11 protein-coding genes are annotated in these 16,446 nt (G+C 49.6%); 7 read left to right on the top strand and 4 right to left on the bottom strand.

Annotation, left to right across the window (positions count from 1 at the left end):
- The first annotated feature begins 13 nt into the window (after positions 1–13).
- Both ileS and lspA read left to right on the top strand, forming a co-directional pair.
- Positions 14–2,839 carry an isoleucine--tRNA ligase gene (ileS, locus tag ACINK7_RS19850; protein WP_404357994.1) on the top strand — a complete coding sequence of 942 codons (2,826 nt, stop codon included), beginning with the start codon at positions 14–16 and terminating at the stop codon, positions 2,837–2,839.
- Positions 2,840–2,854: 15 nt separating this feature from the next.
- Positions 2,855–3,328, top strand: coding sequence for a signal peptidase II (gene lspA, locus ACINK7_RS19845; RefSeq protein WP_404357992.1), 474 nt, complete (start codon positions 2,855–2,857; stop codon positions 3,326–3,328).
- Between the two features lie 443 nt (positions 3,329–3,771).
- Here lspA and ampD read toward each other — a convergent pair whose 3' ends face one another.
- On the bottom strand, positions 3,772–4,368 hold the full coding sequence (gene ampD / locus ACINK7_RS19840; RefSeq protein WP_404357990.1) for a 1,6-anhydro-N-acetylmuramyl-L-alanine amidase AmpD: 597 nt from the start codon (positions 4,366–4,368) through the stop codon (positions 3,772–3,774).
- 31 nt (positions 4,369–4,399) lie between these two features.
- On the opposite strand from ampD, the gene nadC reads away from it, so the two are divergent.
- The 3 genes from nadC (at position 4,400) to ACINK7_RS19825 (ending at position 6,807) form a co-directional block, all read left to right on the top strand.
- On the top strand, positions 4,400–5,230 hold the full coding sequence (nadC, locus tag ACINK7_RS19835; RefSeq protein WP_404357988.1) for a carboxylating nicotinate-nucleotide diphosphorylase: 831 nt from the start codon (positions 4,400–4,402) through the stop codon (positions 5,228–5,230).
- 1 nt (position 5,231) lies between these two features.
- Entirely contained in the window at positions 5,232–5,714 is a 483-nt protein-coding gene (locus ACINK7_RS19830; RefSeq protein ID WP_404357986.1) for a flavin reductase family protein, read from the top strand.
- Positions 5,715–6,123: 409 nt separating this feature from the next.
- Positions 6,124–6,807 carry a hypothetical protein gene (locus ACINK7_RS19825; RefSeq protein ID WP_404357984.1) on the top strand — a complete coding sequence of 228 codons (684 nt, stop codon included), beginning with the start codon at positions 6,124–6,126 and terminating at the stop codon, positions 6,805–6,807.
- 176 nt (positions 6,808–6,983) lie between these two features.
- On the opposite strand, the gene ACINK7_RS19820 is transcribed toward ACINK7_RS19825, so the two are convergent.
- On the bottom strand, positions 6,984–7,187 hold the full coding sequence (locus tag ACINK7_RS19820) for a hypothetical protein (protein WP_404357982.1): 204 nt from the start codon (positions 7,185–7,187) through the stop codon (positions 6,984–6,986).
- Between the two features lie 34 nt (positions 7,188–7,221).
- On the opposite strand from ACINK7_RS19820, the gene ACINK7_RS19815 reads away from it, so the two are divergent.
- Both ACINK7_RS19815 and ACINK7_RS19810 read left to right on the top strand, forming a co-directional pair.
- Positions 7,222–11,034, top strand: coding sequence for a PAS domain S-box protein (locus tag ACINK7_RS19815; RefSeq protein ID WP_404357980.1), 3,813 nt, complete (start codon positions 7,222–7,224; stop codon positions 11,032–11,034).
- Positions 11,022–11,678 carry a response regulator transcription factor gene (locus tag ACINK7_RS19810; RefSeq protein ID WP_404357978.1) on the top strand — a complete coding sequence of 219 codons (657 nt, stop codon included), beginning with the start codon at positions 11,022–11,024 and terminating at the stop codon, positions 11,676–11,678. The genes ACINK7_RS19815 and ACINK7_RS19810 overlap by 13 nt, the downstream gene beginning before the upstream one ends.
- A 1,054-nt stretch (positions 11,679–12,732) precedes the next feature.
- Here ACINK7_RS19810 and ACINK7_RS19805 read toward each other — a convergent pair.
- Complete coding sequence (locus tag ACINK7_RS19805; RefSeq protein ID WP_404357976.1) at positions 12,733–13,626, bottom strand: hypothetical protein; 894 nt, start codon at positions 13,624–13,626, stop codon at positions 12,733–12,735.
- Positions 13,627–14,064: 438 nt separating this feature from the next.
- Positions 14,065–16,227, bottom strand: a complete 2,163-nt coding sequence (locus ACINK7_RS19800; RefSeq protein WP_404357974.1) for a zeta toxin family protein — start codon at positions 16,225–16,227, stop codon at positions 14,065–14,067.
- Between the last annotated feature and the right edge of the window lie 219 nt (positions 16,228–16,446).

Genomic DNA, 16,446 nt, shown 5'->3' with positions numbered 1-16,446 from the left:
CAAGTTAACGACGATGGATTATAAAACTACACTGAATTTACCTAAAACGGATTTTCCGATGAAGGCCAATCTGGCGCAACGCGAACCGGAGCGGCTGGCGGCTTGGAACGACATCGATCTGTATCAGAAAATTAGGGAAGAGTTTGCCGGACGCCCTCGATTCATTTTGCATGACGGCCCACCTTATGCGAACGGTGCGATTCATATCGGTCACGCGGTCAATAAAGTTCTGAAAGATATTATCGTTAAGTCCAAGTCATTGAGCGGATTTGATGCGCCTTACGTTCCGGGTTGGGATTGTCATGGCTTACCGATCGAACTGATGGTCGAAAAGAAAGTCGGTAAGGCCGGCGGCAAAGTTTCCGAAGCCGAATTCCGCAATGCATGCCGCGACTATGCGGCTAAGCAAGTCGAGATGCAAAAGGGCGAATTCATTCGCTTGGGCGTATTGGGTGAATGGGATAACCCTTATTTAACGATGAACTTTAAATTCGAGGCAGACATCGTTCGCGCACTGGGTAAAATCAGCAAAAACGGCCATTTGAGTAAGGGCGCGAAACCAGTGCATTGGTGTACCGATTGCGGTTCGGCGCTGGCCGAGGCCGAAGTCGAATATGAAGACAAGCATTCGCCTGCGATCGACGTGCGCTTTCAGGTCGTCGACGAAGCCGCATTTTTGGCGCGCTGTCATCATGTGCCCGAGCACGAAGGCGAAGGCCCGCTCTCGGTCGTGATTTGGACGACCACGCCGTGGACCTTGCCGGCCAACCAAGCTGTTGCATTGAACCCGGAATTGGAATATGCGGTCGTGCAATGCGAAAAAGACGGCGCAAAAGAACGTTTGGTCTTGGCCGAAGCCTTGATGAAGGATGCGATGCTCCGTTACGGCATTGAGGAATATCATGTAATTGCCTATTGTAAAGGTGATGCGCTGGAAAATCTGCTGTTACAGCATCCGTTCTATGAGCGTAAAGTGCCGGTTATTCTCGGCGAGCACGTCACGATCGAGGCGGGCACCGGCGCCGTGCATACCGCTCCCGGCCATGGTCAAGAAGACTATGTGGTCGGCCTGAAATACGATTTGCCGGTGGACAATCCGGTCGGCGACAATGGTGTGTTCTTGCCGAATACCGAATTGTTTGCCGGCGAGCATGTCTTCACAGCGAACGACCATGTGCTCGAAGTGTTGGCCGAGCGAGGCAAGTTGGTGCATCACGAATCGATGCTGCACAGTTATCCGCATTGCTGGCGGCATAAGACGCCGATTATCTTCCGCGCGACGCCGCAATGGTTCATCTCGATGGAGAAAAACGGTTTGCGCGATAAGGCCTTGGAGGAAATCAACAAGGTCCAATGGATACCGGATTGGGGACAGGCCCGTATCGAAGGTATGGTCGGCGGACGCCCGGATTGGTGCGTGTCGCGTCAGCGTACTTGGGGCGTGCCGATCGCGTTATTCGTGCATAAGGAAAGCGGCGACCTGCATCCGAACACCGAGGCATTGATCGAACAAGTGGCTCTTCGCATCGAACAAAAAGGCATCGACGCCTGGTTCGAATTGGATGCGGCTGAATTACTCGACGCCGATGCCGAACATTATGAAAAAATGCAAGATACGCTCGATGTCTGGTTCGACTCCGGCGTGACGCATTATGCCGTACTCGAGGCCAGGGATAATTTGGATTTTCCGGCCGACTTGTATCTGGAAGGGTCGGATCAACATCGGGGTTGGTTTCAATCGTCCCTCTTGGCATCGGTCGCGATGCGCGGTGTTGCGCCTTACAAGGCGGTATTGACGCACGGTTTCACGGTCGATGCGGACGGCAAAAAAATGTCCAAGTCGAGCGGCAATGTCGTTGCGCCGCAAACGATCATGAAAACCTTGGGTGCCGATGTGTTGCGCCTGTGGGTTTCGGCGACCGACTATCGCGCCGAAATGAATGTTTCGGATGAAATTCTGAAAAGAACCTCCGATGTCTACCGGCGCTTGCGTAATACGGCCCGTTTCTTGTTGTCCAACTTGGACGGTTTCGATCCGGCTCTGCATACGGTTCCAGCGAACGAACTGTTGGCATTGGACCGCTGGGTCGTCGACCGCGCTTATTGTTTGCAGCAAGAGGTCGTTGCCGCTTATGAAAGCTATCAATTCCACCAAGTCTATCAAAAAGTGCATAACTTCTGCGCCGTCGACCTCGGCGGTTTTTATCTCGACATCATTAAAGATCGGCAATATACCGCGAAAGCGGACGGTTTGGCGCGTAGGTCCGCGCAAACTGCGATGTATCATGTCGCCGAAGCGTTAGCCCGATGGTTGTCGCCGATTATCAGCTATACCGCCGACGAAATTTGGCACTATCTGCCGGGGCAGCGTAGTCAGTCGGTGTTTCTCGAAACCTGGTACCAAGGCCTTTTTGAGTTGGACAAAGATTCGCCGATGGACAGAGATTTTTGGTCAAAGGTAATGGCCGTGCGCGAAGCGGTCAGCAAGGAATTGGAGCGGGTGCGCAAAACCGGTGCGATCGGGGCATCGCTCAATGCCGAGGTCACTTTGTATGCCGACGAGCGTAACTTCCCGGTATTGAAACAACTCGAGAGTGAATTGCACTTTGTGTTTATTACGTCGGCGGCAACGGTTCAAGAGCTGGCATCGAGTCCCGATGATGCCGTACAAGCCGAGTTGGAAGGGTTAAAGATCAAGGTCTCGGTGTCCGAGCATGCCAAATGCGTGCGCTGCTGGCATCAACGCGCCGATATCGGCGTCGATCCGAATCATCCTGAATTATGCGGACGCTGCGTCGAGAATATCGTTGGCGATGGCGAAGTCAGACGTTTCGCTTAAATAAGGACAGGTCGAATGTTGAAATGGCTTTGGTTATCGTTTGTCGTGCTGGTTCTGGATCAAATTACCAAACTGGCGGTAGCGGCGAACATGCAGCTTTATCAATCGATTCAAGTGCTGCCGTTTTTCAATCTGACCTATGTGCATAACACCGGCGCGGCATTCAGTTTCTTGAGCGAAGCAGGCGGTTGGCAGCGCTGGTTTTTTGCAGTGCTGGCCTTCGTGATCAGCGTTGTGATCACGGTGTGGTTGGCAAGGCTCAAGCGGCATGAAACCCTGTTGGCGGTTTCGTTGGCCTTGGTACTCGGCGGCGCGGTCGGCAATCTGATCGACCGACTCGCCTACGGCTATGTGATCGATTTTCTCGATGTCTATTATCAAGACTGGCATTGGCCGGCGTTCAACATCGCCGACTCGGCGATTACGATCGGTGTCGCGTTGATGATTGCCGAATCGTTCGGTATTGGCAAAAAAGACGAAGTCTCGTGAAAAAGCGGTGGTAGGGTACGCAATGCGTACCTTTTTGACAAGTATCCTGACCCGGTTCGTTCGAAAGGTGTCTCGGAGCGCACCTTAGGATTTCGCGATAAATAACGTCCTGGAGTTATGGGCTTTGTCGAGGGGTCGGTAACTCGCCTGGCAGGACGCCGTTAATAAATCCTTGTAGGCTTGACGGCGGCGACTGATTGCCATGGATGGCGTGTATTAGGGCACCAACAGTAGGCGCTTTAAGCGATGCAGGGCAGAAAAATGCTCCTGCATTTTCTGCATTCATTACATCCTTGTAACTCAGCAATTGCCGAGGAGCAAAAATCTGCAAACGCCATGGATGGTGTGAATGCAGATTTTGCATTACGCCATGGATGGCGTGTATTAGGGCAATGCAGGAGCAATTGCCGAGGAGCAAAAATCTGCCCTGCCGCCGACACCTGTCAATCGAACCACCGCCCCCCCCTTTCCACATTTGTCGAAGTTATTTTATGCTCGTTCCTTAACAAATCGAACAACCTATCCCAATTGAACGACGGGCCCGGGTCGGTCTTGCGGTTCGGTGCAATATCGCTATGTCCGGTTAGCGTTTGTTTGGATAATTTCGGATAATGTGCAAATAGACACTTGAGCGTTGCCGCGAGTTGTTCATATTGTTCGTCGGTATAGGGCGATGTCTCGGTTCCTTCGAGCTCGATGCCGATTGAAAAATCATTACAGCGTTCCCGACCTCGATAGCTTGAAAGGCCCGCATGCCAGGCGCGTTTGTCGAATGGTACGTATTGCACGACTTCGCCGGTCCTTCGGATCAGCAAATGCGCCGAAACTCTTATTTGATGAATGTCTTGAAAATAGGGATGATCGCTGGGGCATAATGTATTGCTAAACAAACGGTCGATATGGGGCGTACCGAATTCGCCGGGCGGTAAGCTGATGCAATGAATCACAACTAGCGAAATATCGTCGGGGTCGGGGCGTTCGTCATGATTCGGTGAAGGCCTTTGCTTACAATCATCGAGACAGTGATTGGTGAGTTTCATGAGGTTTTATAATTATTCGGAGTACGAAAGTATGAACCAATCGTCCATTATTGAGCAAATCCAACTTTTTCTCGAAGAAGATATCGGTACCGGGGATATTACCGCGCAAATTATTCCCGAAAACAAAAACGCTCGGGCTGAAGTCATCACGCGTGAAGACATGGTTTTATGCGGACACGCCTGTTTCGACGCCGTGTTCCGGTTCTTGGACGAAAATGTACATGTCGAGTGGCTAGTCACCGAGGGTGATAAAGTCTCCAAGGATACTGTGCTATGTCGTTTGCAGGGTAATGCTCGTGCCTTGTTGACAGGTGAACGAAGTGCGTTAAATATTCTACAAACAATGTCAGCAACCGCGACGCAAGCTAGAGGATATGCCGATGCGGTAGCCGGAACGGAGTGCCGTATCCTCGATACGCGTAAAACTCTACCCGGTTTGAGAAAACTTCAAAAATACGCAGTGGTTTGCGGCGGTTGCGTTAATCATCGGATCGGCCTGTTCGACGGCATCTTGATCAAGGAAAATCATATCATTGCGGCGGGTTCGATTGCCGCCGCAGTACAAATGGCACGCGAGCTATCCGAATTGCCGGTCGAAATCGAAGTGGAGAATCTTCAGGAGTTTGAACAGGCGCTTGCTGCCGCACCGGACCGGATCATGCTCGATAATTTCAGTCTTCAAGATTTGAAGGCCGCGGTTAAGCTCAACGGCGGCCGAGTCGGATTGGAAGCGTCGGGTAATATCGATTTAAAAAGCGTTAAAAAAATTGCCGAAACCGGTGTCGATTTTATTTCGATCGGCGCATTGACCAAAAATATCAAAGCGATCGATTTGTCGATGCGTATCAACCTGGTGAATTGACATGAGCGAAAAAATAGCGGATTTATGCCGGCTAATCAGTCACGGCGTTTATGTGGTCGGCGTGCGCAACGGTGAAAAAACCAATGCCTTCACCGCCGCGTGGGTCATGCAAGTGTCTTTCGATCCGGTTATGCTGGCGCTGAGCATCAATCCCGAACACAACTCTTATCGACTGCTAGAAGCGGGCTGCTGCTGTACGGTCAATGTTCTAGGCAGGGATCAAATGACCATGGCCGAGCATTTCGGCCGCTCCGGGCCCGATAAAATGTCGGGATACGTTTGGCAACAGGAGAAAACCGGCGCGCCGGTATTATCAGAAAGTCTCGCCTATTTCGATTGCGAGCTCAGTCATTTCACCGATGCCGGCGATCACCGCATCGCTGTGTTGAGAGTCGTCGACGCGGCGATGCTTAGAAGCGATCCCTTGATGCTCTACAGTCAGACCGGCGATATGGATGGCAGCAGCGAGCTATACGACGAATAACGTCATCAGAAAAAGATAACCCTAAAAAGAGAAGTTGGCATGTGTTGTAGACCGTTTATGCTGAGCCGAGTCGAAGCACGAACGGTCTACAACACTTTTACCTGCTTGGTGAAGCTTCAAATTATCCCTCACCCACCCCGCGCCTCGAACTTTCATTTGTTGAGGCAATTGTCAGTCCTTCATGAGCGTTAGAATAAGTTAATAATTTAACCTGACCCCTTTTTCCGCAGACCCCTTTTTCCGGACCCCTTTTTCCCGTTTTTTCACCTTTTTTCATGAAACATCCGGTTGTTGTAAGTATCCATACATTTTGTAAGTATTCATACGTATAGTTTTCAGATGACGATTCATAAATACTAAACCCCCGATAAAACAGAATAATCTTATATCTTAAGAGAGGGCTCCCCCCATGATGAATCGTACCTTTAATTTTAAGGACTCATCTTCAGAATCCCATAGAGAAATTAGCCGTAACATCGCTTTCCATGAAGCGGGCCATGCTGCCGCTATACATTTGGGCAACCAACAGAAAGGATTGCCGCCGGTTTTTTTTCAGATATGTGTCAAACCGTTAAATACCGACTTTCAGTCATCCGAGTGTTTAGGAGATCGATCGGCTCGATATATGGCTAAAGTAGAAGGCGGCCGCTTGATTCATACGATAGCAACATCGTTTCACGAAACGACAAAATACTTTTCTAATGCACAAAAGCTTGCTTATCAGTGTGCTTTTGAAGCCGATATCATAAATTTACTCATTGGACCGCTTGCTGAGGCCAGATATATCGCATTGCGCGACAATGAGCCTATTAATTCTCGGCTAGTGAATATCGAGGCGCTGCAATATTATGGCGGATCATCCGATTTGGAGCTAGTCAACGAGTATCTTGATTGCTTTATTGTGACTCGGGATCTAAGAGAGAGAAAACTCAAGGCGCTCTTCATGGACGCATTCAGTTTTATCAATGATAGGTCAAATTGGCTCGCAATCACTGCGCTGGCCAACTTTGTTTTATCGACCGATAGAAATGTCCTTCAATTTGAAGAAATTGGATCAATACTTGAGCAGGGCAAGTTACTGACAAAAAACTAACTCAAAGGCGCTATCGACACCTAGTCTAGGTTCATTGTTTTCAATAAATTCGAGGGGGTTAGCTGTTTTATGAAAAAGATGACTTATAGCGATATTGATGATCATTCCCTGACTTGGCTAGCTAATTTACCGATCAGCAAAAAGCCTCTACTAGTTCGGCAGCCATTTTATTTCGATCAATAAGGCAATTTTGCTGTTTTTAACGCCATGATAAATATATGCCAATCGTAGATCAAATGGCGTCCTGTCGGGCGTGTGACCGCACCCTCCGCCACACTCCTCGCACTTTCATTTGCCGGGGCGATGGCCAGACCGTCATGATCGTTAGGATGATGGTTGATTCGTTGAGCCAATACCGATTGCTTGGTTTGACGTAACATGACGCACAGCAATTAGCATTGACAACAAGAGCCGATGACCGACGCGCGATATAAAGTTCAAACAATTTTTTTTAAATTAGGCGATCAACCTGCCGTGTTGCGATACGGACTGACACTAGTGGTCGTCGTTACCACCACTATCGCAACCATTTATGTTCCAGTGATAGGTGAGCGGGCGGCATTTTTGTTATTTGCTTTCGGGATTAATCTGGTCTCTTTCTGGTTAGGGAAGAATCCCGGCTTTCTTGCGACGGCTTTATCGTTGATCGCAGTCAATGCACTGATATTGTTTCCGGCCGAGACCGAATTCGACGACCTATTGATATTAAACGCAGCCTTTTGCTTCGTTTCAGTGGTTATGGTCGCGACAACCAGCTTTTATAGGAGTCTTACCCATGCGCTATGGGAAAGTCGACAAGATTTGGGTCGTGCGCAAGCGGTCGGGCAAATCGGTAGCTGGCGGCTGGATATCAAGCGTGACGAATTAATTTGGTCCGACGAGAACCACCGTATTTTCGGTATTCCGATAGGCACGCCGAAGACCTATCAAACTTTTCTAGCCATCGTGCATCCGGAAGACCGAGACTATGTCGACCGGATGTGGCGAGAGGGGCTACGCGGCGAGCCGTACGATATCGAGCACCGTTTATTGGTAGATGGCGCAGTGAAATGGGTTCGAGAAAAGGCTTGGCTGGAATACGATAAAAAGGGTAATTTGCTGGGCGGATTCGGGACCACTCAGGATATTACCCATCACAAACGTAACGAACTGGCGCTGCTGGACAGTCGGCAGCGCTATGCCGACATAGTCGAGTCGGCTATCGACGCAATCATTACTATCGACGCCGATCAACGTATTTTACTATTCAACTCCGCAGCGGAAAAAATGTTCGGTTGTTCGGCGCATGATGCCATCGGCGGGACTATCGAGCGTTTTATTCCTGAGCGGTTCCGCGCCGCACATGGTAAATATATACGTGGATTCGATAAGGCAGGAGTTGCTCATCGAATAAAAAATGAACTGGCGTCTATTAGGGGTATACGAGCCGATGGTGAGGAGTTCCCGATCGAGGCTTCCATTTCCAAGTGCGAGATTAACGGCGAGAAAACCTTTACCGTGATCATGCGCGACGTGACCGAACGCATGAGTGCGGAATTGGCCATGAAGGAGCGGATAAGATTACAGGACCAATTAACCAAGGTTGCCGCAACAGTGCCCGGAGTCATTTGTTCGTTCCGATTACGCCCTGATGGCTCCGCAAGCATGCCTTATGCCAGTCCGCTGTTCGAATCGTTATATGGGATCAGTCCCGATGTTGTAGTCGAGGATTTTAGCCCTGTTTTCGACCGCATCCATCCCGACGATCTCGTTCATATCCATGAAACCATTGCCGAGTCCGCCCGCACTCTGCAAGCCTGGCGAGACGCGTTCCGCTTCAATCATCCTATAAAAGGCGAGATTTGGATCGAAGGTCATTCGATGCCGCAACGCGAGATGGACGGTAGTATGCTCTGGCATGGTTATATCCAAGACATTACCGACCGTAAACTGGCCGAATTGACATTGCGCGACCGGGAGAAAGAATTACGTTTGATCATGGATGCAACGCCCGCGCTGATCTCTTATTTGGATACCGAATATAGGTATGTGCGGGTCAATGCAACCTATGAAAAATGGTTCGGTATCACCGAGGATACTATTCTTGGCCGAAAAGCACCGGATATAATCGGTAAAGAAGCCTGGCGCATCGTTCAGCCCTATTTCGAACGCGTCCTCGCAGGGGAGCAGGTAAATTTCGATCAACAAATTCCCTATGGGCATGGAGAGCCTCGTTGGGTTCAGGCCACTTACATTCCTAATGCGGATGAAACCGGAAATATCAAGGGTGTCATCGTGCATGTCGTCGATGTCACGGATAGAAAGCTGACCGAGAAAAAAATTGCTCAGTTAAACCGGAGCTTGGAGCGCCGAATAGAAGAGATGCAAGTTATTTTCAATACCGTGCCGATCGGACTGTGCATTGCCGATGGAACGAACGTCTACGATATTCGCGGTAACCCGGCGCTTGAGCGGATGCTCGGCTTGCCGATGATGGTCGGTCTTTCCAGCCGTAGTGAAGTATTGAGCGCCATTCGTGTCATACAGAACGGGCTCGAGCTGGCAAACGAGGACTTACCGATGCGTCGCGCCGTTCGAGGTGAATTAGTTAAAAACCAAGTCATCGATATTATTCGCCCTGACGGTCAACAAATAACTTTACTGGGCAATGCTTCGCCCTTGTTTAACGAAGAAGGCAAGCCACGCGGTGCCGTGGGGGCTTTTCTAGACATTACGGCGCTCAAACAGGCCGAAGATGCGTTGGAAAAGAGTCAATTGCAACTCCGGCTGTTTGTCGAGCAGGCGCCCGTGAGCATTGCCATGTTTGATCGAGAAATGAATTATTTGGTCACGAGTCGTCGGTGGGTCGAAGATTTCGGTCGGGGATATGTTGAATTGACAGGCCGCAACCACTATGCGGTCAACCCGGATCTTCCCGCAGAATGGAAACAAGTCCACCGAAAAGTACAGGCCGGAGAATTTTTGAAAAACGACGACGACCTATGGATTCAAGCCGACGGCAGTCGCCAATGGTTGCGTTGGGCAGCCCATCCTTGGACAAATCCGGCCGGAGAGATCGGCGGTATTATTATTGCCTGCGAGGATGTCACAGCACATCGACAGGCCGAACAAGAATTGCGCAACTCCGAAGCTCGACTCGCTCTGGTTGTCGAAGAGGTCAATGCCGGATATTGGGACTGGGATTTAACTACCCGTCAGTTATTTTTATCGCCTGAAATAAAAAGGCAAATCGGTTATGACGATAGCGAATTACTCAACCGGCAAGAGGATTGGGAAAGCCGCTTGCATCCGGACGATCGCCCTTATGTCATGGCGACGATAGAAAACTTTATTGCCGATCATAAGCCAAGCTATGAAATGGAATTTCGCCTGCGTCACAAAGATGGCTCTTTCCGTTGGATTCATTCTCGGGGAGTCGTATTGAACGATCAAAATAATCGCGCCTGTCGTATCCTCGGCATCAATTTAGACATTACCGACTACATGAAACAAAAGGAACTGAACGAGCGGCGTGACAAAATGGAACAGTCGTCTCGATTATATGTGGCGGTCCAGACGGCCGCGGCATTTGCCCACGAATTGAACCAGCCGCTGTCCGCGATCTCGTCTTATGCCGATGTGGCATTGCATCTATGCCAAACGGATACCCCTGATACGCAAAAGCTGTGTCAAGTCATGGAGAAATGTTCACAGCAAGCGCAGCGTGCCGGTGAAGTGATACGGCAATTAGTGAACCTGTTGCAAAAAGGGGAAAGCGATAGCGAACCGGTGGATATCAATTCCTTAATCCATGAAGTGATCGATTTAATGAAAACCGACGGACTCTCTGACGAATTTAAAATTGAGCTGGAACTTGCCGTTGATCTACCTCCGGTTAGGGCCAATGCTCTGCAAATAGAAAAGGTATTGATCAATCTAGTACGCAATGGAATGGAGTCTATGTTGGAACAGAGAGAAAATGCCGATAAGATCATTGTGACGACGCAGCGCGATGAGGACGATCCAGCCATGATTCGGTTGACAGTGCGCGATCAAGGCAATGGGGTGGAGGATGCCGTAGCTCTAAAAAAAATATTCCAACCTTTCTATAGCACAAAACCGGCCGGCTTAGGCATGGGCCTTGCGATAAGTCGAACTTTGATTGCGGCTCACGGCGGAAAAATGTGGGCCGAGCAAAATGCGGGCAACGGCCTCAGTCTCCACTTTACATTGCCATGCGCGATATAAGCACTCAAACCTACTACGTTTTTATCGTCGATGACGACGATGCGGTGCGCGATGGTCTCGGTCAAGTCATGGAAGTCGCCGGCTTTAATTATCAAGCTTTCGAGAGCGCCGAGCATTTTCTGCAAGCTTATTGTCCGGGCAAGAACGGATGCTTGGTTCTCGATCTCAATATGCCGGATATGACCGGCGACGAGTTGCAAACCGAATTGATCCGTCGGGATATTCATTTGCCTATCATTTTCCTGACCGGTTATGGCGATATACCCACGACCGTTCGCGTCATCAAAGCCGGAGCGGTTGATTTTTTGACGAAGCCCGTTTCCAGTAAGTTATTGATCGAACGGATTCGGGGCGTCCTAGAGCAAGAAGCCCGGAAGGGTGAAGACTCACTATTGGCTCATCAAGCGCTCTGTCGGCGTTTAAACGGTCTTACGTCCCGCGAGTCGGAAGTAATGTCGCTAGTGGTGGCGGGCCATTCCAACAAAGAAATCGCAAGGCAACTCGGCATCAGTCATCGTACCGTCGAAGTACATCGTGCGCGAGTCATGGAAAAAACCGGTGCAACCAGCCTTCTGGAATTGGCCCGTTTATGTGAAACGTGTCGACTTACTCCTGAGAATACCTTGCCTTCTGAACCGGAATAAGTGTAACTATTCAGTCCCTGGCAATTCTCGTTCCCACGCTCTGCGCCCATCGTTATGCATAAATTGTAGGGTACGCTGCGCGTACCTTACTCCCTTTATATACTCATCGTTGATCAAAATTCGGCGCCGGGGGCCCGTCAAAGGACGCCGTGAGCCCAGCACCTAAATTCCATAGGTCATTGGCAATAATTTAATATGATGGCTAATTTAGGTGCTGGGTGAATACATCCATGTAGGCTCTATGCCAGCATTCATGCTGGCAAAGCCTTTGCCGAGCACCCCGGCGTCTCCTTAGGCACTGCCGAAATTTGAAGTGCGAAAGGTATACTCAAAAAATTGCTAACTTTATGAAGGTATGGGGTGTGGCTAGCGAGGATGTCGGCAGCAGGGCAGATTTTTGCTCCTGCAAAATCTGCATTCACGCTATCCCTAGCGTTCGATTGCTGCCGTCAAGCCCCCATGGATGGGTCCACGGCGGTCCTCGATAGACACATCCCATACCTTTTATCCTACAAAGAGCAGTTACCATGTGTTGTAGACCGTTCGTGCTGAGTAAAGTCGAAGCATGAAGGGTCTACAACACTTTCACCCGCCTGGTGAAGCCTCAAACTATCGTTCACCCTTCGACAAGGCTCTCCTGAGCCTAGCCGAAGGGCTCAGGGCGAACGGTAGTTTGAGGCTCTCAACTGCTCTTTTTAGGTTTATTCTTCGACGGTTTTCGATCAAAAGGGAGTAAGGCCCGAAACCCTACCCAAGTCAAGCCATAAGAGCTTGGGTTAATATTGGCGGAGTCGCCATGGTACGCACAGCGGAACCCGACGCAGATCCCAAATCCAGGTGCGCGATGCGCACCCTACACCTAGCGCTTAATAACCTATGATCACCAACAATTTCCAAGATATTTTGAGATTAAAAATCGGGAACACAGAAAATAGCTAAATGGCTTTTTTCGACAGTCTAGGTCCGGGTTTAAAAAACCCCGGTTTCTTGGTCTGTAAGCTTAGCTCGTGCAGCCTCGATTTAGTTTTTTCCGGACTCTCCAACTTTCCGGTTTTTATTTTTCCAATAACTCGGGAGACGGCTGAAAGTCTTTGTTATTGTGTTGAGGACAAGCATAAAATCTGTATCTTTTGCCGTCGATCGTTCTTTCTATAACTTTTAAGCCCGTTGAGCGGCGGCAGCGCTTACCTCTGGAGGTCGTGGCATGGCATTGTTCGCCGTTAACGGTAAGGTCGATAATTTTATCGCTTGGCGCCGATTTAACTTCCGGCTCTTTTTTGACCGGCGCGGACGGTTTGCTTGCTTTCTTTTCGGCGGGTTTGGCAGGTGGCTCTTGCTTGCTGACAGGTGAAGGCTCTGGTTGTTTTGCTTGGGCCTCGACGGGTTTCGCTGCTGCTTTCGTTTCTTTTACAGCAGGTTTGGCTGGTGTCGCTACCGTTTTAGCAGACTCTTTTTCGATCCGACTCGACAAATAGCGCTCGACTCGGGTCGGTGCGACTTCTTTCTGTGTGTTAGTTACGGGTGTTTGGTTTGGCGGGGCTACGGTTTTGCCTTCCAGTCTGGCGAGATAGCGTTCGACGCCACTCATGTTGGCTAAAGCCGCAGCTTCCGCCTCGGCTTTTTCTCGCGCTTCTTGTTCCAGCTTTGCTACATATCTTGCGACACCGGATAATTGTGCCGTTTTCGGTTCGCCTGAGTCAGATGGCGTTTTCTGAGCGGCTTGCGGTTGTTCTTGTTGTTTCTGTTTCGCCATGTATTTAGCCACGCCAGTTAATTCTGAAGTCGCTTGTTTCTGTTGCGCTGTATTACTAGCCCGCGCAGGTTCCGCCTTAGCGGCCGAAGGTTTGATCTCCTCTTGTATATACACGGAAGGATCATAACGTTCTTTAGCTTCGGGCAATTTAAGCCCTGCTAGGTTAAGTATTTGATCCAAAAAATTCATTGCCATCTCGAGAACCTCTGTTTTTTATTTTAGTTGTTATAGCAAAAGACCGATATATTTACATTCTTTCGCTCTGGAAACTTATGATTACCGGTTACTAAGGATAACCTAGTCGCTCTGGGTGAGCAATTGGGACTTGGTAGTGTTTTTATATTTATACATCCGAAATCAGCGATACTTGTCTATATCGAGTATCCATAATTGGTAATGGATAGTTGAACTCCCACGCTCCCCTTCCGCTTTGGGGCTCGATATACCTATCGGAGATCAAAATTCGGCACCGGGGTGCCCGTCAAAGGACGCCGTGAATACGTCCATGTAGGCTCTATGCCAGCTCCATGCTGGCAAAGCCTTTGCCGAGCACCCCGGCGCCTCCTAAGACACTGCCGAAATTTGAAGTGCGAAAGGTATATTTTCGGTTCGGTAAAGAGGCGCATGATTCAATCAAGTCGAATCCTGAAGCGAGATTAACCAGGGGGTGCGGGAGGGAGGGTCGACATGGAAGGCCAATGCTTCCGGTTTGTGTAATAGGCCTTGTTCGCCTGATGCATTCGGATTGAGTTGCCGTTTATCGATAAAATCGATCATTCGCCGGCAGTTGTAAATGACTAATACTCGGTGATCGTGAAGGCTATTGTAAATTAAGTAAGCGACATTTTGCTCGTTGTATTCGGGGTTTCGATCGATCATTCGCCTGAGCGTTGTTTTATCGTTGTGTGCTAGATTTTTTAGTAGCGAATCGTCGTTGGTTTTACTCAGCGAGATGAGAGATTTAGCGAGCGAGCCCGACAGTTGATGGGTTTTGAGTAATTTGACTTCGCGGTCGGGTAAATTGAAGCTTTCGGCGATCAAGTAATGCATGCCCGGTTCGCTGTCGTTAGCAAATAGAGAAATTTTATCCAGAGCAGGGTCTTCTAAAGCATCGAGAAATGACTCAGGGGAGCGAATGTGTTTATAAACTGTAATGACCCAGGGTAAGGCTCTGCCGGTTTTTTCGAAGCGTTGTTTGACGCTGTCGATGACGGTGGAACGGATCAGTTCATGCTCGCGATTGCCGGGCTTGACGATAAAGGCATCGACAGCGGTGATTTGCGTATAAAAGCCCGCTTGTTTGAATTCATTGATAATGCCTGAATAGCGAGGCGAATAAGGGATGCCTGTGCCGTCGTAGAGTATGTTGATCCGCTCGAGTTTGGCGCGACGGGCTACCGCGTCGCGCAATCGGTTGGCGAATGGTTCCACATAAACATAATCGTCGCTATGGTGGTTGGCGGCGGTCAGCACTTTATAGAGATCGCTTTGCTTTCTGAATTCATCGAGCGAAGCGATTACGAAATTGTCCCCGCAATGGTTTTGCGCGATTTCCTCCACTGCGCTTTTTCCGGAACCGGCGCCGCCCATTGACATAAACAGTCGCGGCTCGGCGACCGGTGTTTTACTGCTGAAAATGTCGTTTTCGGCGCGGTCGAGAATGGTCACGATTTTGGCGAGTCTAACATAGGCAATTTCAACACTTCGCTGCAAACGTTCGTCGCCGTTTGCGGCAATCAGCAATTGTTGTTTTAGCGCTTCGTTATCGGCCAGATTAAAAATGCTTGCCTGATTGCCCGCGCATTGCTTGACCAATTCCAATAATTCGGCATGACTAGGCGAGCGCAAGCCGGTCAACATGTTGACGTCAAGGCAAAATAGCGGCGCCTCTCCTTGTTTGCCGACGGTTATTCCGTCTATTTCGGTTTTTTCAGGTGTGCGCAGGGCTTCGGTGTCGGGCAGGTAGCCGACAATGTTATCCGGTGAGCATAAGGGATAATCGGCAATGTGTTTGCCGGCGGTAAAGAGTTCTTCTTGTATGCTGTCCAACGGCACCAATCCGCCGTTGACCGATACCAGACATTGAGTGCCGTTTTCGGTGACATAGGATAAGAAAGGGATTCCCGAGACGAAGGTTTTGTTCTCGGGCCAAATTCCGTAGCCGTTGGCTTGGTTGATTAATGACTGGTTGCGTAGCGGGTTGAGAGAATGATGGAAGGCGCGCGTTAGCGCTTCAATATCGCTTGACGTATCGTGAAGCGCGATGGCGTCATGTTGATCGATACGGCGAAAATCGATGCCGTGTTCATAAACGGCTTTAAAAGCCGGTAGTCTTCCCATGATGGTCATGAAAAAATCGAGCGTGATGCGATTACCGTAATCAAAGGGTCTAACGATGCGCATTTTTAAGTAAAAATCGGCCAATCTTTCGTCGATGTTGTCGGCGTTGATGACAAAGCCATTATTGTCGAAAATAGCCGTATCTCTATTGGCTTCTTCGTCTAGTACCAAACGCCCGATGGTTTTACGAAATTTCAGGCGCTTATCGGCATCGGTCATCGTACCGGGGCGGTGCCGAATCGTGGCTTGGTCTTTCCAGTCTTGAAACAGTTCTCGATGAATTCTTGAGAACAGATTGGTCAGATAAGTGACCCGTTTGGTTTGGTCATGTGAGATAGTTCCTTCCGCTTCTCGCTTTAAATCGGCAAGTAGAACGGTACCCCTGGCAGTTGCTAATGCAGTGCGTAATTTTTTCAGTCGGTGGTAACCGGAAAGCTGGACTTTGGTGTCATTCATCGTATACCTTTCGTTGGTCAAGTGTCGGCCCGGAAAAGGCAGGTCACAGTCTTTTCAAGACGACATCCATTAGGGCATTTACAAGCTCAGGATTTTACAAGAACAAGAAGGGCATGGCCGATTTATTTCCAGCAATTCCCAATTTGAGAATAAAAAAGGGTGCGGACTGTGCTTGGCGAGGATGTCGGCGGCAGGGAGCCGCCGCCAAGCCCCCATGGA

Source organism: Methylotuvimicrobium sp. KM1, assembly GCF_044788715.1.
GTDB lineage: Bacteria > Pseudomonadota > Gammaproteobacteria > Methylococcales > Methylomonadaceae > Methylotuvimicrobium.
Note: the sequence above shows the minus strand (reverse complement) of the source record. Positions and strands in the feature narration are given on the sequence as shown.

Bases quoted from the DNA above. Each gene is read 5' to 3' on its own strand.
- ampD (WP_404357990.1), bottom strand. From the start codon at position 4,368: ATGAAACTCACCAATCACTGTCTCGATGATTGTAAGCAAAGGCCTTCA.
- ACINK7_RS19815 (WP_404357980.1), top strand. From the start codon at position 7,222: ATGACCGACGCGCGATATAAAGTTCAAACAATTTTTTTTAAATTAGGC.
- ACINK7_RS19830 (WP_404357986.1), top strand. From the start codon at position 5,232: ATGAGCGAAAAAATAGCGGATTTATGCCGGCTAATCAGTCACGGCGTT.
- nadC (WP_404357988.1), top strand. From the start codon at position 4,400: ATGAACCAATCGTCCATTATTGAGCAAATCCAACTTTTTCTCGAAGAA.
- ACINK7_RS19825 (WP_404357984.1), top strand. From the start codon at position 6,124: ATGATGAATCGTACCTTTAATTTTAAGGACTCATCTTCAGAATCCCAT.
- ileS (WP_404357994.1), top strand. From the start codon at position 14: ATGGATTATAAAACTACACTGAATTTACCTAAAACGGATTTTCCGATG.
- ACINK7_RS19810 (WP_404357978.1), top strand. From the start codon at position 11,022: ATGCGCGATATAAGCACTCAAACCTACTACGTTTTTATCGTCGATGAC.
- ACINK7_RS19805 (WP_404357976.1), bottom strand. From the start codon at position 13,626: ATGGCAATGAATTTTTTGGATCAAATACTTAACCTAGCAGGGCTTAAA.
- ACINK7_RS19800 (WP_404357974.1), bottom strand. From the start codon at position 16,227: ATGAATGACACCAAAGTCCAGCTTTCCGGTTACCACCGACTGAAAAAA.
- ACINK7_RS19820 (WP_404357982.1), bottom strand. From the start codon at position 7,187: ATGTTACGTCAAACCAAGCAATCGGTATTGGCTCAACGAATCAACCAT.
- lspA (WP_404357992.1), top strand. From the start codon at position 2,855: ATGTTGAAATGGCTTTGGTTATCGTTTGTCGTGCTGGTTCTGGATCAA.